This is a genomic window from Streptomyces composti (assembly GCF_012034205.1).
GTDB classification, from domain to species: domain Bacteria; phylum Actinomycetota; class Actinomycetes; order Streptomycetales; family Streptomycetaceae; genus Streptomyces; species Streptomyces composti.
In genome coordinates this window covers 88129-110803 of the sequence record NZ_JAATEM010000001.1, presented here as the reverse complement: position 1 = coordinate 110803, position 22675 = coordinate 88129, and the positions used below count along the sequence as shown (strand labels likewise).

24 protein-coding genes are annotated in these 22675 nt (G+C 73.7%); 11 read left to right on the top strand and 13 right to left on the bottom strand.

Going from position 1 to position 22675, the window contains the following annotated elements:
• Positions 1–348 precede the first annotated feature (348 nt).
• Positions 349–1359, top strand: a complete 1011-nt coding sequence (locus HCJ93_RS00535) for a fibronectin type III domain-containing protein (protein ID WP_167990042.1) — start codon at positions 349–351, stop codon at positions 1357–1359.
• 334 nt (positions 1360–1693) lie between these two features.
• Complete coding sequence (locus HCJ93_RS00530; protein WP_167990041.1) at positions 1694–2221, top strand: hypothetical protein; 528 nt, start codon at positions 1694–1696, stop codon at positions 2219–2221.
• A 51-nt stretch (positions 2222–2272) separates the two neighbouring features.
• On the opposite strand, the gene HCJ93_RS00525 is transcribed toward HCJ93_RS00530, so the two are convergent.
• The 3 genes from HCJ93_RS00525 to HCJ93_RS00515 all read right to left on the bottom strand — a co-directional run bounded on the left by HCJ93_RS00525 (position 2273) and on the right by HCJ93_RS00515 (position 5469).
• The gene (locus HCJ93_RS00525) at positions 2273–2878 is read right to left on the bottom strand and encodes a PadR family transcriptional regulator (protein WP_167990040.1); all 606 of its coding nucleotides are present in this window, start codon (positions 2876–2878) and stop codon (positions 2273–2275) included.
• Between the two features lie 86 nt (positions 2879–2964).
• Complete coding sequence (locus HCJ93_RS00520) at positions 2965–4980, bottom strand: oxidoreductase (RefSeq protein WP_167990039.1); 2016 nt, start codon at positions 4978–4980, stop codon at positions 2965–2967.
• A gap of 114 nt (positions 4981–5094) precedes the next feature.
• Positions 5095–5469: a hypothetical protein gene (locus HCJ93_RS00515; RefSeq protein ID WP_167990038.1), complete on the bottom strand. Its 375-nt coding sequence runs from the start codon at positions 5467–5469 to the stop codon at positions 5095–5097.
• Positions 5470–5756: 287 nt separating this feature from the next.
• Here HCJ93_RS00515 and HCJ93_RS00510 point away from each other — a divergent pair, with 287 nt between their 5' ends.
• Entirely contained in the window at positions 5757–7832 is a 2076-nt protein-coding gene (locus HCJ93_RS00510) for a SpoIIE family protein phosphatase (protein ID WP_167990037.1), read from the top strand.
• A gap of 4 nt (positions 7833–7836) precedes the next feature.
• On the opposite strand, the gene HCJ93_RS00505 is transcribed toward HCJ93_RS00510, so the two are convergent.
• Positions 7837–8640: a putative protein N(5)-glutamine methyltransferase gene (locus HCJ93_RS00505; RefSeq protein ID WP_167990036.1), complete on the bottom strand. Its 804-nt coding sequence runs from the start codon at positions 8638–8640 to the stop codon at positions 7837–7839.
• A 339-nt stretch (positions 8641–8979) separates the two neighbouring features.
• Here HCJ93_RS00505 and HCJ93_RS00500 point away from each other — a divergent pair, with 339 nt between their 5' ends.
• The 4 genes from HCJ93_RS00500 to HCJ93_RS00485 all read left to right on the top strand — a co-directional run bounded on the left by HCJ93_RS00500 (position 8980) and on the right by HCJ93_RS00485 (position 12691).
• Positions 8980–9585 (top strand): sulfite oxidase-like oxidoreductase, encoded by a 606-nt coding sequence (locus HCJ93_RS00500; protein ID WP_167990035.1) that lies wholly within the window; start codon positions 8980–8982, stop codon positions 9583–9585.
• A gap of 52 nt (positions 9586–9637) precedes the next feature.
• Complete coding sequence (locus HCJ93_RS00495; RefSeq protein ID WP_373563536.1) at positions 9638–10378, top strand: ferredoxin reductase; 741 nt, start codon at positions 9638–9640, stop codon at positions 10376–10378.
• A gap of 454 nt (positions 10379–10832) precedes the next feature.
• Positions 10833–11801, top strand: a complete 969-nt coding sequence (locus tag HCJ93_RS00490; protein WP_167990034.1) for an acetylxylan esterase — start codon at positions 10833–10835, stop codon at positions 11799–11801.
• A 146-nt stretch (positions 11802–11947) separates the two neighbouring features.
• Entirely contained in the window at positions 11948–12691 is a 744-nt protein-coding gene (locus tag HCJ93_RS00485) for a GntR family transcriptional regulator (RefSeq protein ID WP_167990033.1), read from the top strand.
• 28 nt (positions 12692–12719) lie between these two features.
• Here HCJ93_RS00485 and HCJ93_RS00480 read toward each other — a convergent pair whose 3' ends face one another.
• Together HCJ93_RS00480 and HCJ93_RS00475 are read right to left on the bottom strand one after the other, a co-directional pair.
• The gene (locus HCJ93_RS00480; RefSeq protein ID WP_167990032.1) at positions 12720–13466 is read right to left on the bottom strand and encodes a class I SAM-dependent methyltransferase; all 747 of its coding nucleotides are present in this window, start codon (positions 13464–13466) and stop codon (positions 12720–12722) included.
• A 4-nt stretch (positions 13467–13470) separates the two neighbouring features.
• Positions 13471–14040 carry a PadR family transcriptional regulator gene (locus tag HCJ93_RS00475; RefSeq protein ID WP_167990031.1) on the bottom strand — a complete coding sequence of 190 codons (570 nt, stop codon included), beginning with the start codon at positions 14038–14040 and terminating at the stop codon, positions 13471–13473.
• Between the two features lie 69 nt (positions 14041–14109).
• Between HCJ93_RS00475 and HCJ93_RS00470 the strand changes: the two genes are divergently transcribed.
• Complete coding sequence (locus tag HCJ93_RS00470; RefSeq protein ID WP_167990030.1) at positions 14110–14508, top strand: nuclear transport factor 2 family protein; 399 nt, start codon at positions 14110–14112, stop codon at positions 14506–14508.
• 100 nt (positions 14509–14608) lie between these two features.
• A complete protein-coding gene (locus HCJ93_RS00465; RefSeq protein ID WP_167990029.1) occupies positions 14609–15790 on the top strand; it encodes a D-alanyl-D-alanine carboxypeptidase family protein in 1182 nt (393 codons plus the stop codon).
• A gap of 28 nt (positions 15791–15818) precedes the next feature.
• Here HCJ93_RS00465 and HCJ93_RS00460 read toward each other — a convergent pair whose 3' ends face one another.
• The 6 genes from HCJ93_RS00460 to HCJ93_RS00435 all read right to left on the bottom strand — a co-directional run bounded on the left by HCJ93_RS00460 (position 15819) and on the right by HCJ93_RS00435 (position 19899).
• Positions 15819–16745 (bottom strand): glutaminase, encoded by a 927-nt coding sequence (locus HCJ93_RS00460; RefSeq protein ID WP_167990028.1) that lies wholly within the window; start codon positions 16743–16745, stop codon positions 15819–15821.
• 89 nt (positions 16746–16834) lie between these two features.
• Positions 16835–17851, bottom strand: coding sequence for an asparaginase (locus HCJ93_RS00455; protein ID WP_167990027.1), 1017 nt, complete (start codon positions 17849–17851; stop codon positions 16835–16837).
• Positions 17851–18585 (bottom strand): FadR/GntR family transcriptional regulator, encoded by a 735-nt coding sequence (locus HCJ93_RS00450; RefSeq protein ID WP_167990026.1) that lies wholly within the window; start codon positions 18583–18585, stop codon positions 17851–17853. Before HCJ93_RS00450 ends, HCJ93_RS00455 begins: the two co-directional genes overlap by 1 nt.
• A 46-nt stretch (positions 18586–18631) precedes the next feature.
• Positions 18632–19006, bottom strand: a complete 375-nt coding sequence (gene crcB / locus HCJ93_RS00445) for a fluoride efflux transporter CrcB (protein WP_167990025.1) — start codon at positions 19004–19006, stop codon at positions 18632–18634.
• Positions 19003–19446, bottom strand: coding sequence for a fluoride efflux transporter FluC (locus tag HCJ93_RS00440; protein WP_167990024.1), 444 nt, complete (start codon positions 19444–19446; stop codon positions 19003–19005). Before HCJ93_RS00440 ends, crcB begins: the two co-directional genes overlap by 4 nt.
• A 195-nt stretch (positions 19447–19641) precedes the next feature.
• On the bottom strand, positions 19642–19899 hold the full coding sequence (locus HCJ93_RS00435) for a winged helix-turn-helix domain-containing protein (RefSeq protein ID WP_206316633.1): 258 nt from the start codon (positions 19897–19899) through the stop codon (positions 19642–19644).
• Positions 19900–20130: 231 nt separating this feature from the next.
• On the opposite strand from HCJ93_RS00435, the gene HCJ93_RS00430 reads away from it, so the two are divergent.
• On the top strand, positions 20131–20526 hold the full coding sequence (locus tag HCJ93_RS00430; RefSeq protein WP_167990022.1) for a MarR family winged helix-turn-helix transcriptional regulator: 396 nt from the start codon (positions 20131–20133) through the stop codon (positions 20524–20526).
• A gap of 21 nt (positions 20527–20547) precedes the next feature.
• On the opposite strand, the gene HCJ93_RS00425 is transcribed toward HCJ93_RS00430, so the two are convergent.
• On the bottom strand, positions 20548–20958 hold the full coding sequence (locus HCJ93_RS00425; RefSeq protein ID WP_167990021.1) for an SseB family protein: 411 nt from the start codon (positions 20956–20958) through the stop codon (positions 20548–20550).
• Positions 20959–21181: 223 nt separating this feature from the next.
• On the opposite strand from HCJ93_RS00425, the gene HCJ93_RS00420 reads away from it, so the two are divergent.
• On the top strand, positions 21182–22627 hold the full coding sequence (locus HCJ93_RS00420) for a glyceraldehyde-3-phosphate dehydrogenase (RefSeq protein ID WP_167990020.1): 1446 nt from the start codon (positions 21182–21184) through the stop codon (positions 22625–22627).
• Positions 22628–22675 lie beyond the last annotated feature (48 nt).

The following is a 22675-nucleotide window of genomic DNA, read 5'->3' as shown; positions in this document are numbered from 1 at the left end:
GAACGGCGCAATCAGGGCCAATCTCATCCCGAAGTCACGGCACGGCCACCGCAACACGGCCGGACGACGCACCTGGAACCGGGCGGGACCGGCGGCCGGGGGCCCGAGTCGGTACCGGCTCCGGCCGCCCGGCCACTGAGTCGGCGCGGGATCTGCGACGACAGCGATGTCCGCGCCGCGGGCATGAACTCCCCGGCACCCGGGAGCAGTTCAGCCGTGCCCCGTCAGCATACGGAATGCCGCCGCGGGCACCCAGGACCCACCTCTTGATGTGACCGCGTCACTCGCGTCATATTGGTCCGGACCATTGCCGGACCGTTCCCGTGTGCTGCCCCGGGAGGCTGAACCGTGCCAGGAGTCCCCCGTGCCGTCCCCCGGCTCCCCCGGCTCCGCCGGCTCGCGCCGTGCGGGGCGCTGCTGCTGGTCGCCTCCTGCGGCTGGGGCGGGACGGGGAACGCGGACGACGGCCCGGCGCCGGGCGCGCCGACGGGAGTCACCGCCCGGGCCGGCAGCGCCACCAGCGTGCATGTGATGTGGAACGCGGTCACCGGGACCGCGGCCGAGGTGAGCCGGTACGAGGTGTACCGGGGCCGCACCAAGGTCGAGGAGGTGCCGGGCTCCGAGCGCATGGTGGACGTCACCCGGCTGCGCCCGTCCACCACCTATGTCTTCACCGTGCGGGCGCGGGACACCGAGGGGCGTCTCGGCCCGCGCAGCCGTGCGGTCCGGGCGACGACGCCGCCGGCCACCGAGGCCGACCGTTCGGCACCCGGCCGGCCCGGGCGGCTGCGGGGGCGGGCGGTCGGCGCCAGGGCCGTCCAGCTCTCCTGGTCCGCGGCGAAGGACGACCGTGGCGTGGTCTCGTACGAGATCCTCCAGGGCGGGTCGAAGGTGCACAGCGTGGGCGGCGGTCAGACGGCCGCCGTGGTCACGGGGCTGCGGCCCGGCACGCGGTACGCGTTCACCGTGCGGGCCCGGGACGCCGCCGACAACCTCTCCCCCGCGAGCCCCGCGGTCCGCGTCACCACACCGGGCCGCGACGACGGCGCCTCGACCGCGCCCACCGAGTTCCGCGCCGGCACCCACCGCGGGGACGACGGCGCGTACTACATCGACCTCGGCTGGGTGCCGCCCCGGGCGGACGGGGTGATCACCGAGTACGAGATCCAGCTGGACGGCCGCACCGCGACCTCGCTGGTGTTCGGCGGCGAACCGCCGCGCGACCGGGCGAAGCACAGCTTCTACGCCGGCCGTGAGCCGGGCGTCAGTCACCGGGTGCGGATCCGTGCGCTGCTGCCCGACGGCACCTGGGGCGGCTTCTCCGCCGAGCGCACGGTGCGCACCGGCTCGCCCCGCTGACCTTCCGTCACCGGCCTTCGCCGCCTTCGGCGGTGCTCGGCCCGGCGATGTGACGGCGGCCCCCTCCGGCTCTCCTTCGGCGGGTTTCCGACACCGGCCGTCCGTCGCCGGCTCACCGGTCGCCGGTCCTCCGCCGCAGGTGTCCCGGCGGCGTGCTTCGGCCGCCGGCTCCGGCCATCGGCCGGAGGGCGGACTTCGTCACCTGCCCGGCGGCAGCCGGAGTGCGTCGGCCGCGGGCTGCGCATTGGCTGGCCCCGTGGCAGCACGGGCGTTTCCCCGATCCTCGGCGGCGCAAGGGATGTACCGCCAGCCGTGCCGCCGGAAGGCAGTCGACATGCGCTTTGCGAAGCCTCTGATCCGCACCGGTCCGACCGCGGCAGCCGCCGCCGCGCTGGCTCTGTCCCTCGCCCCGCCCGCCGCGGCGGCGGGCATCTCCGTCAGCACCTCCGGGTCGACGGTGTCGGTCACCACGACCGCGTGCACCCAGATCAACGGCAGCTGGGGCACCGCCTCGCTGCTCACCGGCAGCCAGGCGACCTTCTCGCAAGGCCGTCAGGTGGCGCTCTCGGGCACCTCGGCGGGCCAGTCCGCAGCCTGGTCGAACGTCAGCCCGGGCACCTACACGGTCATCGTCATGTGCTCCAACGGCAATACCGCGGGCACCCAGTCGGTGGTCGTCTCCTCCGCGCCCACCTCCCCCAGCCCGACCGCCTCACCGTCGCGCGGGGTGATGGGCGGCGTGGGCGGCAGCTCGACCGACTACGGCACGGTGACGCTGGTGGCGGGCGGCGCGCTGGTCGCCGGCGGCGTCGCCGGAGCCGCCTGGTACCTGCGCCGGCGCACCCGGCCGCACCGCCTGTGACCCGGCGCCGGCCGCCCGGCTTCGATGCGCTCCGGTGGGCGGCCGGCGTCGTCAGGCCCCTTCCGCGGGCCGGGACCCGGCGGACGGGACCTCGGGAGAATCCGCGTCGGCCAATTTCGCCCCGGGCAGCCGCTCGAACTCGGCGAGCGCGTGGTCGAGCCACTGTGTCCAGAAGGTCTCCAGGTCGATGCCGGCCCGGAGCACCAGGTGCCGCAGCCGGTCCTCGGGGGCGTTGCGCTCCGGCGGGAAGTCGCGCCGCTCGATCTCCTGGTACTCGGCCAGCTGCCGTGCGTGCAGCTCGCGGTGGCGGCGCAGGTCGGCCTCGAGGCCCTCGGTGCCGACCACGGCCGCGGCGCGCAGCCGGAGCAGCAGCGGGTCCCGGTGCGGCTTCGGCTCCCCGGGCGCGGCGGTCCAGCGGGCCAGTTCGGCCCGGCCGGCCGGCAGCACCTCGTAGGACTTCTTCTGCCCGCGGGCCGGCTGTTCGGCGGGCAGCGCCCTGATCAGCCCGTCGGCCTCCAGTTTCCCCAGCTCGCGGTAGATCTGCTGATGCGTCGCCGACCAGAAGTAGCCGATCGACCGGTCGAACCGGCGGGTCAGCTCCAGCCCCGACGACGGCTTCTCGAGCAGGGCGGTGAGGATCGCGTGCGGGAGTGACATGGACTCATCCTAGGTACGGGCCGGGGCGGCGCCCCGGCCCGTACCTTCCCCTCCGCGGCCCACCGGGCCGTGGTCCTGCCGCCCCCTTACAGCGCCGCCGCCAGTTCGGTGCCCTGCTTGATGGCGCGCTTGGCGTCCAGTTCGGCGGCGACGTCGGCCCCGCCGATCAGATGGACCGGACGTCCGGCGGCGGCCAGCTCCTCGTACAGGTCCCGGCGCGGCTCCTGGCCGGTGCACAGCACGATGGTGTCGACCTCCAGGACGGTGCTCTCGCCGTCGACGGTCAGGTGCAGTCCCGCGTCGTCGATCCGGTCGTAGCGCACGCCCGGGACCATGGTCACGCCGCGGTGCCGCAGCTCGGTGCGGTGGATCCAGCCGGTGGTCTTGCCCAGGCCCGCGCCGACCTTGGTGGTCTTGCGCTGGAGCAGGTGCACGGTGCGCGGCGGCCTGGGCCGCTTCGGCTCGGCGAGCCCGCCGGGGCCGCGGTAGTCGAGGTCGACGCCCCAGTGACGGAAGTAGGTCTCGGGGTTCTCGTGGGCCTTGTCGCCGGGGTCGGTGAGGAACTCGGCGACGTCGAAGCCGATGCCGCCCGCGCCGAGGATCGCCACACGCTCCCCCACCGGGGCGTCGTCGCGCAGCACGTCCAGGTAGCCGAGGACGCTCGGGTGGTCGACGCCCGGGATGTCCGGGACGCGCGGGGTGACGCCGGTGGCGACGACGATCTCGTCGAAGCCGTCGACGTCGGCCGGCGTGACGCGGGTGTCGAGGCGTACGTCGACGGCGAGTTCGGCGAGCCGGGTGCGGAAGTAGCGCAGGGTCTCGTCGAACTCCTGCTTGCCGGGGACCTTGCGGGCGATGTTGAGCTGCCCGCCGATCTCGCTCTCGGCGTCGAACAGCGTGACGTGGTGGCCGCGTTCGGCGGCGCTCACCGCGCAGGCGAGCCCGGCGGGTCCGGCGCCGGCCACCGCGATCCGCTTGCGGCGGCGGGTCGGCGAGAGCACCAGCTCGGTCTCGTGGCAGGCGCGCGGGTTGACCAGACAGGAGGTGATCCGGCCGCTGAAGGTGTGGTCCAGGCAGGCCTGGTTGCAGCCGATGCAGGTGTTGATCGCCTCGGGGCGGCCCTGCGCCGCCTTGGCGACGAAGTCGGGGTCGGCGAGCATCGGGCGGGCCATGGACACCATGTCCGCGCAGCCCTCGGCGAGCAACTGCTCGGCCAGCTCGGGGGTGTTGATGCGGTTGGTGGTGACCAGCGGGAGCGAGACCTCGCCCATGAGCCGCTTGGTCACCCAGGTGTAGGCGCCGCGGGGCACGGAGGTGGCGATGGTGGGGATGCGGGCCTCGTGCCAGCCGATGCCGGTGTTGATGATGGTCGCCCTGGCGTCCTCGACCGCCTTGGCGAGGGTGATCACCTCGTCGAGGGTGGAGCCGCCGGGCACCAGGTCGAGCATGGACAGCCGGTAGACGACGATGAAGTCCTCGCCGACCGCCTCGCGCACCCGGCGGACGATCTCCACCGGGAAGCGCATGCGGTTCTCGTAGGAGCCGCCCCAGCGGTCGGTGCGCTGGTTGGTCTGCCGGGCGATGAACTCGTTGATCAGATAGCCCTCGGAGCCCATGATCTCCACACCGTCGTAGCCGGCCTCGCGGGCCAGGCGGGCGGTGCGGGCGTAGTCGTCGATGGTGCGCTCGATCTCGGCGTCGGTGAGCTCGCGCGGTACGAAGGGGCTGATGGGCGCCTGCAGCGGGCTCGGGGCGACCAGGTCCTGGTGGTAGGCGTACCGGCCGAAGTGCAGGATCTGCAGGGCGATGCGCCCGCCCTCGCGGTGGACGGCGGCGGTGACGACCCGGTGCTGCCCGGCCTCCTCCTCGGTGGTGAGCCTGGCGCCGCCCTCGTAGGGCCGGCCCTCGTCGTTGGGGGCGATGCCGCCGGTGACGATCAGCCCCACCCCGCCGCGGGCCCGGGCGGCGTAGAACTCGGCCATACGGGAGAAGCCGCCCTCGGCCTCCTCGAGACCCACGTGCATCGAGCCCATGAGGACACGGTTGGGCAGCGTGGTGAAGCCCAGGTCGAGGGGCGAGAGCAGGTGCGGGTAACGGGTCATCGGGCCCTCCGAGCGCGGGTGTGGTGCCTCCTGTTGTAGAGGACACCCGCCGCTTTATGCAACGAGTTGCATAAAGCAGTGACGGAGGGCACACCGACCCCTCGGCCGCGGCCGTCAGCGGTGGCTCTCGAGCACCAGGTGCAGCTCCTCCTCCTGGTCACCGGAGACCATGCTCAGGTCGTGCACGGTGAACAGGGAGTCCAGAGTCGAGCGGAACCGGTCGATCGCCCAGTAGCCGCCGTGCACATCGGCCTCCACCGAGGACGACAGCCGGGCCGGCTGCGCGGCGCCCTCGCGGGCGTCGGCCACGTCGAAGGTGCCGAGCCACACCGTGGGCCGGGTCTCGTGGAACTCCTCGGGGATGTCGTCCTCGCACCGGTCGGACGAGAAGCACGCGCAGAGCGCGTCGAACACGATCCGGGCGTCGTGTTTGCTGCATCCGCTGATCTCGACCGAGACCGTCTCGGGGTGCGGTCGCTCGCTGGCCATCGTGATCGCTCCTCTCCTGCCCCCGCGGCGCTGCCCCACCCTTCACCCAGGAAAGCACCGCGCGCCACGGGGCACTACCCGCGAGCGGGCCCTTCCGCGGCATGAGCGGGCGTGGCACGGTGCGGGTACCCGGATTCGGGGGCCCGTCGCGGGTACGCCCGCCGCGAAGTTGGGAGAAGGTGGAAGGAGACGGCAGGAGCGGCGGAAAATCGCCCCCGCGCACGGTAGAACACGGGAGTCGGCACCGTGACGGCGGGCCGTGAGGATCGGCGAAGGCGGGGCGTGGGATGAGTGCAGCCGGGTCACCCCAGGTCGAGGGCGACGGGCCTGCGCGCGGGCCGGTGCGCCCCAGCGGGCTGCTCGACGTACTGGGCGTGGCCTCGGTGGTCCTGGACGCCGAGGGGCGGGTGGTGCTGTGGAGCCCGCAGGCCGAGGAGCTGTTCGGTTACAGCGCCCAGGAGGCGCTCGGCCAGTACGCCGCCCGGATCATGGTGCACGAGGAGCACCTCAGCCTCGTGGTCGACCTCTTCGCCGAAGTGATGCGCACCGGACGCAGCTGGGCCGGCGCGTTCCCCATACGGCGCAAGGACGGCTCCACCCGTCTGGTGGAGTTCCGCAACATGCGGCTGCTGGACGACCGGGGCGACGTGTACGCGCTCGGCCTCGCCGTGGACCAGTCGACCGTGCGCCGGCTGGAGCGGGACGTGGCGCTGTCCACCCGGATCGTCGCCCAGTCCCCGATCGGCCTGGCCGTACTGGACAGCAAGCTGCGGTACGTCTCGGTGAACCCGGCCCTGGAGCAGATCAACGGGGTCCCGGCGGACGAGCACCTCGGCCGCACCGTGCGGGAGGTGCTGCCGCTGATGGACGCCGACACCATCGAGTCGGCCGCCCGCCAGGTCCTGGACACCGGCAAACCGGTGGTGGACCAGCCGACGATCGGCCGCACCCCTGCCGACCCGGACGAGGACCACGCCTGGTCGGTGTCGCTGTACCGGCTGGAGAACGCGCTGGGCACCGTGCTGGGCGTGGCGGTGTCGGTGGTCGACATCACCGAGCAGTACCGGGCGGGCATCGAGGCCGAGGCCGCCCGGCGCCGCCTGGGGCTGATCGCCGACGCCACCACCCGGATCGGCACCACGCTCGACCTGGACCGCACGGCCAGGGAGCTCGCCGATGTGGCGGTGCCCGAGCTGGCCGACGTGGCGGCGGTGGACCTGCTGGACGCGGTGGTGCGCGGCCGGCGCAGCACGCTGGGCCCCGCGGAGCCCGCGGCGATCCGGGCGCTCGCGGTCCGGGCCGACGACGCCCCGGAGGCGCTGCAGGCGGCCGACCCGCCGGGACAGGTGGCCCGCTACGGCCCTGACCGGCTGGTCACCGAGTGCGTCCGCACCGCACGACCGGTGATGGTGCCGCAGGTCAAGGACGAGGACCTGCCCCGCATCGCCCGGTCGCCGGAGGCGGCGGACCTGCTGGCGCGGGCCGGGGTCCACTCCTATCTGGCCGTTCCGCTGATCGCTCGGGGCGAGGTGCTGGGCGCCCTGGACCTCAAGCGCACCCGCAACCCGCTGCCGTTCGACGAGGACGACCTGCTGCTGGCCCGGGAGCTGGCGTCGCGGGCCGCGGTGCAGATCGACAACGCCCGCTGGTACCAGAACGCGCGGGACGCCGCGCTCACCCTCCAGCGGAGCCTGCTGCCCAGCCACCCGCCGGTCACCGGCGGCCTGGAGGTGGCCTCCCGCTACCAGCCGGCCGGCGCCACCAGCGAGGTGGGCGGCGACTGGTTCGACGTCATCCAGCTCGACGACGGCAAGACGGCGCTGGTGGTCGGCGACGTCATGGGCAGCGGCATCACGGCGGCGGCCACCATGGGCCGGCTGCGCACCGCCACCAACACCCTGGCCTCCCTCGATCTCGACCCGGCGGTGCTCCTGGAGCATCTGGACCGGATCACCGGCGGCCTCGACCAGGCCATCGCCACCTGCCTGTACGTGGTCCACGACCCCCGCGAGGGGCGCTGTCTGATCGCCAACGCCGGGCATCTGCCGCCGGTGCGGGTACGGGCCGGCCGGGAGCCGGAGCTGCTGGAGCTGCCGACGGGCGTGCCGCTGGGCGTGGGCGGCGTCGGCTTCTCCACCACCGCCGTGGACCTGGGACCGGGCGACCGGCTGGTGCTGTACACCGACGGGCTCGTGGAGACCCGGCACCACCCGCTCGACGAACGCCTCCAGCGTCTGCTCGGGCTGCTGGACTGCCCCGGCCGCCCGCTGGAGGAGGTCTGCGACCTGCTGCTGCGCACGCTGCACGAGCCCGACAACTTCGACGACGTGGCCCTGCTGATCGCCCACGCGCGGGAAGACTGAGCCGTCACGGCCGGACGCCGATCACCACATGGGCGTGGTACTCCTGCGAGACGGCGAGGCGGGCCCGCAGGCCCGCGCCGGTGAACGCGGCGAGCGCGGCGGGAGCCTGGTGACGCCCGGTCTCCGCCAGGAGGCAGCCGCCCGGAGCGAGCCAGCCGGGCGCCTCCGCGGCCACCCGCCGGAGCACGTCGAGCCCGTCGGATCCGCCGTCGAGGGCGGTCAGGGGTTCGTGGTCGCGGGCCTCGGCGGGCAGCAGTGCGATCTCGTCGCTGGGGACGTACGGGACGTTCGCGGCGAGGATGTCGACACGGCCGCGCAGGGCGGCGGGCAGGGCCTCGAAGAGGTCACCCCGGTGCACCCGTCCGCCGACCCCGGCGACATTGCGGCGGGCGCAGCGCACGGCGACCGGGTCGATGTCGGCGGCGTGCAGTTCGGTCTCACCCCCGCCGAGTCCTTCGGCCAGCGCCGCGCCCACGGCTCCCGAGCCGCAGCACAGGTCGACGACCACCCGCGCCCGCGGCGCCTGGGCGAGCGCCTGGTCCACCAGGAACTCGGTGCGGCGGCGGGGCACGAACACGCCGGGGGTCAGCGCGATGCGCAGACCGCGGAACTCGGCCCAGCCGACGACGAGTTCGAGCGGCAGTCCGGAGCTGCGCCGCTCCACCATCGCGGCCACCTCGCGCGGGGCGGAGGCGGCGGTGAGGATCAGCTCGGCCTCGTCCTCGGCGAAGACACAGCCGGCGGCGCGCAGCGCGGCCACCACGGCGTCGCGTGAGGCGGGTGAGGGTGCGGATGCGGATGACGGCATGGGCGGCGGATGCCTTTCGGAGAGAGGGCGCTCTCCCCGCGGTCACCGGCCTCTGGTGGTCCGCGTGGCGTCGGTGAGGGAGCACCCGAGCCGGTACGGCGGTACAGCGGTGATGGGGCTCACCTCCTCGTTTCCCCGGCCGGGCCCGTCCGCGGCCGGACGGCCACCCTACCGGAGCGCCTCCCGGCGGGGCGAGCATGATCATTGTGCGGGCACCGGCGGTCACCCCGTACGGTTGACCGCGGAACATGTCGCGCCCGTGCGGGCTTTCCGCCGGCAGCCGGGCCTCATGCCAGCAAGCCGAGTCCGCAGCAGTCGTCGTAACGGAACACCGATCACGTGAACATCACCCGAGGCTTCTCCGGCCGCCCCCGCGTGGACAATCCCGGTCTGCCGCCCGGCCAGTACGACGCGGGTGACGCCTGGCCGGTGCTCTCCGCCGAGGTCACCCCGGACATCGCGCCCGCCGACTGGACCTTCCGCATCGACGGGCTGGTGGCCGAGCCGCGCAGCTGGGACTGGGAGCAGGCACACCGGCTGCCGGCCTCGGCGTACGAGGGCGCCGTCCACTGCGTGACGAGCTGGTCGAAGTTCGGCGTGCGGTTCGGCGGGGTGTCCCTGGACGCCTTCCTGGACCAGGTGCGCCCCCTGGAGTCGGCCACCCATGTGGTCGCCTACTCGCACACCGGCTACACCACCAACCTCCCCCTCGCGGACGTCACCGGCGGCCGGGCCTGGATCGCCTGGGAGTACGACGGCCGGCCACTGCCCGCGGAGCACGGCGGACCTGCCCGGCTGCTCGTGCCGCATCTGTACTTCTGGAAGAGCGCCAAGTGGATCGCGGGTCTGCGGCTGCTGGACCACGACGAGCCGGGCTTCTGGGAGAGCAACGGCTACCACGAGCGCGGCAATCCGTGGGAGGAGCAGCGGTACTCCGGTGACTGACAGCCTGACCCGACCCCCGGGAACGCCGGGGAGGACCCGGACGGAGCGCTTCGTGCCGCCCGTGCGGTTCGCGGTGCCCGGACGCATCGGGGTGAGCGAACAGGAAGCCTCGGTGTGGCGGACGGCCACCCTGACCGGGATCCGGCGCGAGACACCCCGCGTGGCCACGTTCCGGTTCGCCGTGCCAGGGTGGCCCGGGCATGTGCCGGGCCAGCATCTGATGCTGCGGCTGACCGCCGCGGACGGCTATGTGGCCCAGCGCCACTACTCGATCGCCTCCGCACCGGACGACTCCGGGCACATCGAACTGACCCTGGACCATGTGGACGGCGGCGAGGTCTCGGGCTGGTTCCACACCGTGGCCAGGGTCGGTGACCGGGTCGAACTGCGGGGGCCGCTCAGCGGCTTCTTCGCCTGGCCGGGCGACCGGCCCGCCCTGCTCATCGGGGCCGGGTCCGGTGTGGTCCCCCTGATGTCGATGGTCCGGCACCACCGGGCCCGCGGCCTGTCCCATCCGCTGCGCATGCTGGTCTCGGCCCGCAGCCCCGAGGACCTCATCTACGCACGGGAGCTGGGCCCGGAGACCACGACGGTCTTCACCCGCAGCGCTCCCCCGGGCGTGCCGGTGGGCAGGATGACCGCCGCTCATGTCGCGCCGCTGCTCGCCGAGCGGCCGCCCGGCGGCTGGGAGGCCTATGTGTGCGGCTCCAACTCCTTCGCCGAGCACGCCTCCAGGCTGCTGGTGGCGGCCGGGCAGCCCGTGGACCGCATCCGCATCGAGCGCTTCGGCTGATCCACCGGGCCCGGGCCGCCGGTCTCGCAGCCCCTCCCCCGTGCCGGGCTCCGTGGGCCCTCCCCTGCTCCGGCCGGTGGGCCCTGAGCCCCTCCCCGCCGGGTCCCCGTTTCCCCGGCACGGGCCGGGGCACCCCGCACCGGGGAAGGTCAGACGGCGGAGCGGGGCCACGTGCGCACCCGGTGGAACCGCGCACCGCCACCGCCCGGGTCGCTCCCGGGGTGCGCAAGGGCGACCGCGTCGCGGCGTGGCGGCACGCGGCGCCGCGATGCGCCGGCGGCTCGCGGGAGTGGGAGCGGGGACCGGGCGGTCACGGAGCCGCGCTGGACGCAGCGCGAGGGCTGCTCGCCCGGCCCGGTGGATGCTCACCGGAGACGGGTTCCCTGGAGGTGCCGCGGACGCCTCACGTACGGTGAGGCCGCCGGACACTCCCTCGTCACAAGGCGGTTGCAGTATGGCTCTGTTCGACCTCCCTCTCGACGAACTGCGCGAGTACCGCAGCGCGTCCACGGCTCCCGGCGACTTCGACGCCTTCTGGGCCGAGACGCTGGCTCAGGCGCGCGAGTACGACCTGGACGTCCGTTTCGAGCCGGTCGACACGGGGCTGTCCACGGTGGAGGTCTTCGACGTCACGTTCGCCGGCTTCGGCGGCCACCCCGTCAAGGGCTGGCTGACCCTGCCCGCCGGGGCGGACGCCCCGCTGGCGCTGGTGGTGGAGTTCATCGGCTACGGCGGTGGCCGCGGCCTGCCGCACGAGCACCTGCTGTGGGCGTCGACGGGGCGGGCGCACTTCGTGATGGACACCCGCGGGCAGGGCAGCGCATGGGGCGCGGGCGGCAGCACCCCCGATCCGGTGGGCGGGGCTCCCGCCTACCCCGGCTTCATGACCCGCGGGATCGACGCACCCGAGAACTACTACTACCGCCGGGTGTTCACGGACGCCGTGCGGGCGGTGGAGGCGGCCCGCACGCACCCGCTGACCGATGCGTCCCGCACGGTGGCGGTCGGCAGCAGCCAGGGCGGCGGCATCGCCCTGGCGGTGGGCGCGCTCGTCCCGGATCTGGCGGGCGTGGCGCCGGACGTGCCGTTCCTCTGCGACTTCCCGCGCGCCACCACGCTGACGGACCGTCAACCGTACCGGGAGATCGGCCTCTACCTCCGTACGCACCGGGGACGCACCGAGGAGACGATGCGCACCCTCTCCTACTTCGACGGTGTGCACTTCGCCGCACGCGGCCGGGCGCCCGCGCTGTTCTCGGCCGCGCTGGAGGACGAGACCTGCCCGCCCTCGACGGTGTTCGCGGCGTTCAACGCCTGGGCGCACGAGGACAAGAGGATCGAGGTGTACGAGTTCAACGACCACGAGGGCGGCGGGGCGTACCAGGAGAGGGTGAAGCTGCGCTGGATGCGGGCCTACGCCTGAGCCTCCTGCCGGCGGGCCGGGAGCCGCAGGGACCTGTTTCGGCCGAACTGCCCGGCCACCCTTCCCTGTTGGTTTAGACCACTGGTAGATGTGGTGGCGCAATGAGCCCGCACGGCTACGGTACGTCACCACACAGGAGGCGCGGCATGGCCCGCTCCACCCCGCACGTCTCAGCGCTCACCGATGGGGAGCCCCTCTATCTGCGGATCGCGAGCAGGCTGCTGGGCGAACTGCGCGACGGCACGGTTCCGCCAGGCGAACGGCTCCCCGGCGAACGGCAGTTGGCCGAGCACTTCGGGGTCAGCCGGGAGACGGTACGGCAGGCCCTGGAGGTACTGCGCCGCGAGGGCCTGGTCGCCACGGACCGGCGGGGCAGTCACGCCACCCTGCCGGGGCTGCCGGTGGAGACACCGGCCTCGCTCACCTTCCCGGTCGGTGCGCGCGGCGCCGACCGGGGCGCGATCGCCCGGACGACGCTGGCATGGGAGCCTCCGCCGGCCGGACACGCGGAACCGCTGGGGCTGGCGCCGGACCGGCCGACGCTGGTGCACCGCTACTGGTCGGCCTCGGCCGACGGGCGGGAGGTGCGCACCGCCGTGTCGTCGTTCTCCGCCGTGGCGCTGTCCGAGGTGGAGGAGCTGGCCCGCTACCGGGACCGGGCCGACGGCAGGTCCGCCGCCGAGCTGCGCCGCGCCTACGACTGGATGCGGCGCGCCGGCCTGACGCTGCACCACCGGGACACCATCACCAGGATCGCCGACGCCCCGTCGGTCCGGGTGATGCGGCGGGTGCACGACCAGTACGACCGCCCGCTGGAGCTCACCGAGCTGATCGTCGACGCCCAGCAGGACGCCCTGGTCTACGAGTTCACCCTCCCGGCCGCGGTCTGAGCCGGAGACACCCGGCCCCGGGCGCCCGTCACAGGGTTCGACGGTCCTGCGGGCGGGTGGCTGTGGCCACGACCAGGCGCACCCTGGGACTGCCGTCCGCCCGCCGGCCGAACTCCTCGAGCGGCTGCCACCGCACCCGGAAGCCGGCCTCGGTGAGTTCCGGGCCGAGGGCGCTGAACGGCATCGCCCGGTAGTACATGACGAACGGCGGCCGCCAGACGGCGTTGCGCACCCGCATCACCACGTCGAAGCCGAGCAGCATCCAGTACGCGAGCGAGCCCGGCCGGGCCGGGGCGACCACCGGGAAGACGAAGCGCCCGCCCGGCCGCAGCACCGAGCGGACCTGGGCGAACAGCCGCGGCCGCTCGGCGGGCAGGAAGTGACCGAACGCCCCGAAGCTGACCACGAGGTCGAAGGCGGGGCCGAACGGCAGGGCGCGGGCGTCCGCCCGCACCAGGTCCACCTGCGGCCCCGCACCCCGGACACGCCGCCGCGCCACCTCGAGCATCCCGGCGCTGAAGTCGACACCGGTGACCCGCTCCCGGCACACCCGCTGCAGCACTCCGATGCCCGCCCCCGTGCCGCAGCACAGGTCGAGCCCGCTGCCGAACGGTCCCATCCGCCGCAGCGCGGACGTGGTGGCGTCCAGCACGGAGTCGGGCGTACGGAAGGGCGTGGCGTCGAACTTGGGGGCGAGCAGGTCGTAGCCGCGCTCGACGGAGGACAGGGCCTGGACGGCGAGCTCACGCAGGCCGGGGCCTTCGGGGCTGAACATTCCGTCAGCTTAGAGCGGCCCGGCTGCGCAGCACCGCGAGCACCCGCTCGCACCAGCGCAGGTTCTCCTCCTCGAAGGCGATGCCGCCCATCAGGGTGAGGTAGGGCCCGATCCGGTCGGCCCGGCGCAGGAACTCCTCCTCGGTGCGCCCGCCCAGCAGGCGCTCCCGCACCCGGGCGTAGCGGTCGAGCTTGGCGCGCGCCCAGGTCGCGCGCTCCTCGACGAGGGCACAGGTCGCCTCGGGATCGACACCGTCCAGGTCCATGGCCTGGATCTTGATCATGAGTTCGTCGCGGATGGCGGTGGGCCGCTTCGGCGGCGCCGCGGCGAAGGTCTCCAGGTCCCTGCGGCCGCTCTCGGTGAGGGAGAACATCCGCTTGTCCGGCCGCCGCTCCTGCCGCACCACGCGCGCCCGGACCAGGCCGTCCCGCTCCAGCCGTTCCAGCTCGCGGTAGAGCTGCTGCGGGGTGGAGGCCCAGAAGTTGGCGAACGAGACGTCGAAGAGCTTGGACAGCTCGTAGCCCGAGGCCTCGCCCTCCAGCAGGGCGGCGAGAACGGCGTACTTGAGGGACATGTGGACACGGTAGCAGCGGGCGACTATTCTCATTCGCACCTATTCAATTTGTTGACTATGGGAGCCGCGATGAAGGCATTCCGAGAGGCCATCGAGGCACGGGACCTGGACGCCGCCGAGGCACTGCTGGCCGAGAACGTGGTCTTCACCAGCCCCGTCGTCTTCAAGCCGTACACCGGCAAGCCGATGACCGCGGCGATCCTGCGCGGGGTGGCCCGCGTGTTCGAGGACTTCCGCTACGTCCGGGAGATCGACGACACCTCGGGCCGCGACCACGCCCTCCTCTTCACCGCCCGCGTCGGCGACCGCACCGTCGAGGGCTGCGACTTCCTCCACCTCGACGAGAACGGCCTCATCGACGAGTTCACCGTGATGGTCCGCCCCCTGTCGGGAGCCCAGGCCCTCGCGGAGGCCATGGGCGCCCAGTTCGAACGCATCGCGAAGGACGCGCGGGAACGCCCGGCCTGACGCCTCGCCGCCCGCGCCGGAGTGCGGCATCCGGGTGCTCGCGGGGCGCGTGCGGCCGGGGCAGCGGGCCGCGCCGGGGGGTCGTTTCTACGTTTGCGGTATGACTATCGGACTTGCTTCGCGGGCTGCCGTATCCACCTGTGTGCTGTGCACGGCGGGCCTGCTGGTGCTCGCACCCGCCGCGGGGAGCACGGCCGCGGACTCCGGGCCCTCACCGGGCTCCGGCCCGCGGGTCACGAAGGCGGCGCCCGCCGAGCTGCTGTACCGCCGGGGAACGCAGGTGCGCCCGCACCGCAAGGCGCCCGAGCTGCCCGAACTGTCGGCCAAGGCCTGGCTGGTGGCCGACGCCCGCAGCGGTGATGTGCTCGCCGCGCACAACGCGCACCGCAAGCTGCCGCCCGCCAGCACCCTGAAGACGCTGTTCGCGCTCACCGTGCTGCCGTCGCTGCCTGCCGGCATCCGGCACACCGTCAGCGAGAAGGAGCTGCGCGGCATCGGTCCGGGCAGCAGCCTGGTCGGCGTCGCGGAGGACCGCACATACCGGGTGTCCGACCTCTGGAACGGGGTGTTCCTGAACTCCGGCAACGACGCCGTGCACGTGCTGGCCGCGCTCAACGGCGGCTGGCGGGTCACCGCGGAGCGGATGGAGGCGAAAGCCCGCGCGCTCGGCGCCCGCGACACCCGGGTGACATCACCGGACGGGTACGACGCGCCCGGTCAGGTGTCCTCCGCCTTCGACCTCGCGGTGTTCGGCCGGGCCGGGCTGAAGAACCCGGAGTTCGCCCGCTACTGCAAGAAGCGCTTCGCGCTCTTCCCGGCCCGCGACGGCGGCAGCTACCCCATCCGCAACACCAACCGGCTGCTCACCGGCGCGGACGACGTGGAGCCCTACGAGGGTCTCGTCGGCATCAAGAACGGCTACACCAGCCACGCCGGGCACACCCTGGTGGCGGCGGCACGCCGGGACGGGCGCACCCTCGTGGCGACCGTGCTGAACCCTCAGGAGGGCGGGGCGCACGCCGTGTACGAGGAGGCCAGGGAGCTTCTCGACTGGGGCTTCGCCGCGGCGGGGCGGGTCGATCCGGTGGGGTCGCTGGACGCGCTGCGCGACCGGCCGCTGACGGGGCCCGAGGCGGAGACCGGCCCGGCCAGGGCGGAAGCCCTGGACGACGGAGGGCGCGCCGGGGCGGTGTGGGCCGTGGCGGGCGCCGCGCTGCTGGGCGGAGCCGTGGTGGGGGTGTCCCTGCGGCTCGCCTGGGGGCCGGTGCCCTCGGAACGGTGAGGCAGCAGCTGGACCGGAGGGGCGGGGCTCAGAACACCGACAGGCCCGTCAGGGTGTTGAAGCGGTCCAGGGCCGCCACCCCGGCGACGGAGTTGCCCCGCTCGTCCAGGCCGGGGCTCCACACGCAGAGCGTGCACCGGCCGGGGACGACGGCGATGATGCCGCCGCCGACGCCGCTCTTGCCGGGCAGCCCCACGCGGTAGGCGAAGTCGCCCGCCGCGTCGTAGGTGCCGCAGGTCAGCATGATGGCGTTGACCTGCTTGGCCTGGCTGCGGGTGAGCAGCCGGGTGCCGTCGGCGCGGACGCCGTGCCGGGCGAGGAAGGAGGCGGCCAGCGCCAGGTCGGCGCAGGAGGCGGCGACGGAGCACTGCCGGAAGTACTGCTCGAGCAGGACCGGCACCGGGTTGTCGATGTTGCCGTAGGACGCCATGAAGTGGGCCAGGGCGGCGTTCCGGTCGCCGTGCGCGGACTCGGAGGCGGCGACCTCCTCGTCGAAGCCGAGCTGCGGGTTGCCGCTCTCGGCGCGCAGGAAGGCGAGCAGTTCGCCGGCCGCGTCGCCGCTGCGGGTGTGCAGCCGGTCGGTGACGACGAGAGCGCCGGCGTTGATGAACGGGTTGCGCGGGATGCCGTCCTCGTACTCCAGTTGCACCAGGGAGTTGAAGCGGTTGCCGGAGGGCTCGCGGCCCACGTGCTCCCACAGGGCGTCGCCCTCGCGGGCCAGGACCAGGGCGAGGGTGAACACCTTGGTGACGGACTGCGCCGAGAACGGCTCCCGCCAGTCCCCCACCCCGTACACGGTGCCGTCCGGTTCGGCGACGGCCATGCCGAAACGGCGCGGGTCGCGGGCCGCGAGCGCGGGGATGTAGTCGGCGGGCCGGCCGCGGCCGGGGGTCCGCTCGATCTCCTCGGCGATGCGCTCCAGGACCGGCCCGAAGCTCGTCGGCGACGTCGTCATGATGTGGCTGTTCTCCGTTCGGGCCCGCGGGGCCGGTGGCCCGCGGGGCAGCGGGCGGGGGCGCACTCCCACGGGGATCGGACGTGGACTCAGACGCGGGCGGCCGCCGGCGGGGCGAGCGCGGGCACCGGGCGTACGGCGCCGACCGGACGGCCCCCGCCGAGCAGGGGCTGCCCCGCGAAGGCGGCGAGCGCCTCCGGCTCCACCCCGGCGCGGACCAGCGCGGCGGCGGCGACGGGGACGCGGGCCCGGTCGGCGCCGTCGGCTATCTTCACGGCGACCGCGCGGCCGTCGGGGAGGGCGGCCACCTGCACGCCCTCGAAGCCGTCCTTGGCGAGCAGCCCGGGCACGGCCCGCATCAGCGCGGCCACGTCCCGACCGGAGCCGGAGGCCATCTCCGGGTGCTGCCGCATCGCGTCGGCGACCCGGCCCTCGGGGGTGCCCGGCGCGGCGGTGGCGATCCGCGCGACGGCGCGGGCGAGCCCGTGCGGGGAGACGGAGAACAGCGGCGCACCGCAGCCGTCGACGGTCACCTGGGCGATGCGCTGCCCGGTGAGGTCCTCGACGGTCTCGGCGATCATCTGCTGGAGCGGGTGCGCGGGGTCGAGGTAGTCCTCCAGGGGCCAGCCGTTGAGGACGCAGGTGTGGAGCATCGCCGCGTGCTTGCCGGAGCAGTTCTGGGCGAGCCTGCAGGGCGCCCGGCCGTCACGGACCCAGCTGTCCCGTACCTCTGCGCCGAACGGCAGGTCCGGCACATTGCGCAGGTGCCGCTCGGTGAGGCCGGCGGCCGCCAGGATCCGCCGCGTTCCCGCGAGGTGGCGTTCCTCGCCGGAGTGGCTGGCGGCGGCGAGGGAGAGCAGCTCGCCGTCGAGCGGGAGACCGGCCCGCACCATCGCGGCGGCCTGGAGCGGCTTGACCGCGGACCTCGGATGGAAGGCGGCCTCGGGGTCGCCCAGCCGGAAGAGCGGCTCGCCGCCGGGGCCGAGGACGACGACGGAGCCGTAGTGGACGCCCTCCACCAGGCCGCCGCGGACGAGGTGGGCGACGGGGGCGTGGCGGGGCTCGCGGACCGGGGGTGCGTCCGCGGGGAGGGTGCTGTGGCGCATCACTGCCTGCTGCTCGTGGGTCGGGACGGCACCGGGCGCGCGCGGCGCACGATGTCGGCGAGGGTGCTCTCGACGCGGTCGAGATGGTGGGTCATGGCGTCGGCCGCCCGGTGCTCGGACCCGGCGATCAGGGCCTCGACGACGGCCCGGTGCTCACAGTCGGACTGCTCACGGCGTCCGCCCAGCTCGTTGAGGAACGCGGACTGGCGGGCCAGTGCGTCCCGCAGCTCCTCGATGACCCGGCGGAACACCGGGTTCTGGGACGCCTCGGCCACGGCCAGGTGGAAGCGGGTGTCCATGGCGACCCAGGCCGCGGTGTCCGTCTCCCGTTCCATGCGGTCCAGCAGGCCGGTGAGCCGGTCCAGGTCGTCCTGGGTGCGGCGCAGGGCGGCGTAGCCGGCGACCGGGATCTCCACGTGGCGGCGCACCTCGAGGAGGTCCCCCGCCGAGTAGTCGCCGAAGGTGGGGCCGGCCACGGCGTCGGCGACCACGAAGGTGCCCCTGCCGGTGCGGGACACCGTCAGGCCCATGGTCTGCAGGGCCCGCAGCGCCTCGCGCAGCACGGGCCGGGAGACCTCGAGGGTGCGGCAGAGCTCCGCCTCGGAGGGGAGCTTGTCGCCGATGGCGTACTCGCCGCGTTCGATGGCACCGCGCAGGTGGGCGAGCACCGCCTCCAGCGCGCTGACGCGGCGCGGTCCGGGCACCCCACCTGTCTGGCTGTCTGACAGGTTCACGGAGCGATGGTGCGGTGGCGGGGCTGCCGCTGTCAATCGGGACCGCTCAGGGCCAGATCCCCCGCGCCAGGGCGAGGCCTGCGCAGGCGGCGCCGAGACCGGCCAGCACGCTTCCGGCCACGTTGGCGGCCGCCCGGCCCCGGGCGCCGGTCTCGATCAGCCGCAGGGTCTCCCAGGAGAAGGTCGAGTACGTGGTGAGCGCCCCGCACAGCCCGGTCCCGAGCAGCAGCGCGAGCCGGGAGCCCGCGGCGCCCGCGATCACCGCGCCGGTGAGCAGCCCGAGCACGAGGCTGCCTGCGACGTTGACGGTGAAGGTGCCCCAGGGGAAGCCGGAGGTGTGCCGGGCCTGCACGGCGCGGTCGGCGAGGTAGCGCAGCGGGGCGCCGATCATGGCGCCGGTGACGACGAGCAGCCAGCTCATGCGCGCCCCCTGAGCAGCCCCCGGGTCGCCCGCGCCGCGAGCCACACGGCGGTGAGGGCGGCGAGCGGGGTCACGACGAGGCAGGCGAGCGCGGTGCGGGCGTGTCCTTCGGCGAGGAGCCCGGCGATGTCCGTCGTGTAGGTGGAGAAGGTGGTGAAGCCGCCGAGGACGCCGGTGGCGAGGAACGGGCGGAGCAGGGGGTGAGGGGTCCGGCGGGCCTCGGTGAGGAGCACCGTCAGCAGGCCGATCAGTGCGCACCCGGCGACGTTGACCACCAAGGTGGTCCAGGGGAATCCGTGGGCCGGCGTCGGCCAGTGCACGGCGGCCGCGTGGCGCGCGGCTGCCCCCGCTCCCCCGCCGAGGGCGACGGCGGCCACGACCCGCCCCTGGAGAAAGCCCGCGGTGCGGGTCGGCCGGGCCCGGGTCTTCGGGAGGGTCACGCTGGTACGTCTCCTACTCGCGGGGCGGCCCGGACGACCGGGCGCACGCTGTGGCAAGCAGGGACCGTCGGCGGCGGTCGTGCCGCGGTTCGGGTACGGCGGGCCCCACCGCCGTGCCGCGGGCGGCACGCCCGCGGTCGTGAGCCAGGGTAGCGCGGAGCCCGGCCGCGGCGGCAGGCGCCGGCCCCCGCCCCTCTACCAGCCCTTCTCGAACCGGCGCGCCACGTCGGCGATGCGGACCTCGTCGCACCGGTAGTACACGCGGCCGCCGAGCGGGGTGGCGTGCAGCAGGCCGATGGCGGTGAGCAGGCGGAGGTGGGTGAGGGCGACCGGGCGTGGGAGTCCGAAGCGGGCGGCGACGCCCTCCGCGGTGGCGCCGGTCTCGGCGAGGGCGGGCTCTCGCAGCCAGGCCAGGATGTGCATGCGGGTCGTGCCGACGGGGGCCTTGAGCATGTCGTCCACCTCCGCCCGGGCGTCCTTCTCTCCGGGCCCCTCCACTGTCCCGCAGCCGCGCCCTCCGCGTCCCGCGAGTCGGTCAGCTTGTCCGGGAGAAGCACCAGATTGTCCTCAACTCCCCTGGCGGACAAGACGGTTGAGGCGGGAAGCAGCCGGCGTCCGCGAGGACCGGAGGGACCGGCCTCGATGCGCATTCATTCAACGTGCAACGAGTGTTACGGTTCGAACATGGCAGCGCACACCACCGGCACGCGGCTCGAGGAGCGGTGGCGGGAGATCCTCGCGGTCCACGCCCGCACCCTTGGCGAGATCGACCGCGCGCTGCACCCGTACGGGCTGGGCGCCTCGGACTTCGAGGTGCTGGACCTGCTGGTGGCCGCCGCGCCCGAGGAGGGCGATCAGTGCCGGGTGCAGAACCTGGTGGGCCGGGTGCATCTGAGCCAGAGCGCGCTGTCCCGGCTGATCGCGCGGCTGGAGAGGGACGGCCTGGTCACCCGCAGCATCTGCGCGGAGGACCGGCGCGGCGTGTATGTCTCCGTGACGCCGAAGGGGCGCGCGCTGCACGCGGAGGTGCTCCCCCTGCAGCGCGCTGCCCTGGCCCGCGCACTGGGCGACGAGGCCTGATGGCGCCGGCCGTGGGTCCGGTCAGCCTTGGGGGCGGGCCAGCAGGGTGCGTACTCCCTCCGAGGTGAGGGTCAGACGGTGTTCCGAGCTGCCGTCGATGGTCAGGGACAGATCGTCGGCCGGCCACTGCGCGGCCAGTGCGCCGAGCGGCACCAGACGGTAGCGGGAGACGAAGGGCAGCAGCCCGGCCATCTCCAGCTCCGAGGTGAAGACGGGCACCACCTGTCCGCCGCCGGGCTGCTCCAGCACCGGCAGGGCGACCGCACCGGGGTCGGCGGCCTCGTTGTCGGCGGCGTCGTCGGGCACGGGGATCAGGACGTCGCTGTTGGCCAGGGCGTCCAGAGCCGCCGCGTTCTCGGTGTCCTCGGCGAGGGCGTCCAGCGCCTGCTGGGCGGGCGTCGGGGCATTGTTCTCGGGTGCGGGAGTTTCCATGGTGTTTTCCCAGGTTGCGGCGGTTGTGCGGTCCGCCCGGGACATGATCCGTCCCGGGCACGGTGCTGCACGCGTACCCGATCACCCGGCGCGCAATCCTGCTGCTTCCCGATGAGTCGCCGAGGGTCCGCCGGCCCGTTCGCCGGCCGGGGAGGGACCCCCGCGGGACCCCGGTGGGTGCATGGCTATCATATGAGCGCCGTCTAGCTCGAAAGATGATCCAGTGACTGTCAACGAAGACTCGTTCACCAATTGGAAGCACCGCGAGGAGATCGCGGAGTCGATGATCCCGATCATCGGGAAGCTGCACCGCGAGCGGGACGTCACCGTCCTGCTGCACAGCCGCTCCTTGGTGAACAAGTCGGTGGTCAGCATCCTCAAGGCCCATCGTTTCGCCCGGCAGATCACCGGCCGGGAGCTCTCGGTCACCGAGACGCTGCCGTTCCTCCAGGCGCTCACCACGCTCGACCTCGGCCCGTCCCAGATCGACATCGGCATGCTCGCCGCGACCTACAACACCGACGACCGCGGGCTGTCCGTCGAGGCGTTCACCGCCGAGGCGGTCGCAGGCGCCACCGGCGCCAACAAGATCGAGCGCGGCGAGGGCCGTGACGTCGTCCTCTACGGCTTCGGCCGCATCGGCCGGCTCGTCGCCCGGCTGCTGATCGAGAAGGCCGGCTCGGGCAACGGGCTGCGGCTGCGCGCCATCGTGGTCCGCGGCGGCGGCGAGCAGGACATCGTCAAGCGGGCCTCGCTGCTGCGCCGTGACTCCATCCACGGCCAGTTCCAGGGCACCATCACCGTCGACGAGGCGAACAGCACCATCGTCGCCAACGGCAACGAGATCAAGGTGATCTACGCCGACGACCCGAAGAAGGTCGACTACACGGCGTACGGCATCAAGAACGCCATCCTCATCGACAACACCGGCAAGTGGCGCGACCGCGAGGGCCTGTCCCAGCACCTGCGCCCCGGCATCGACAAGGTGGTGCTGACCGCGCCGGGCAAGGGCGACGTCCCCAACATCGTCCACGGCGTCAACCACGACACCATCAAGCCGGACGAGCAGATCCTGTCCTGCGCCTCCTGCACCACCAACGCCATCGTCCCGCCGCTGAAGGCGATGGACGACGAGTTCGGCGTGCTGCGCGGACACGTGGAGACCGTCCACTCGTTCACCAACGACCAGAACCTGCTGGACAACTACCACAAGTCCGAGCGCCGCGGCCGCAGCGCGCCGCTCAACATGGTCATCACCGAGACCGGCGCCGCCTCCGCCGTCGCCAAGGCGCTGCCCGACCTCAAGGCGAAGATCACCGGCAGCTCGATCCGCGTCCCGGTCCCGGACGTCTCGATCGCCATCCTCAACCTGCAGCTGGCCCGCGAGACCGACCGCCAGGAGGTCCTCGACTACCTGCGGGACGTGTCGCTGACCTCGCCGCTGCGCCGCCAGATCGACTTCATCAGCGCCCCCGACGCGGTCTCCAGCGACTTCATCGGTTCCCGCCACGCGTCGATCGTGGACGCCGGAGCGCTGAAGGTCGACGGCGACAACGCCATCCTCTACCTCTGGTACGACAACGAGTTCGGCTACTCCTGCCAGGTCGTCCGGGTCGTGCAGTACGTCTCCGGGGTGGAGTACCCGACCTACCCGGCCCCCGCGCCCTGACGGTGCCCCAGGCGGCACTACCGCCGGTAAGAGGGGCAGATCGGTAAC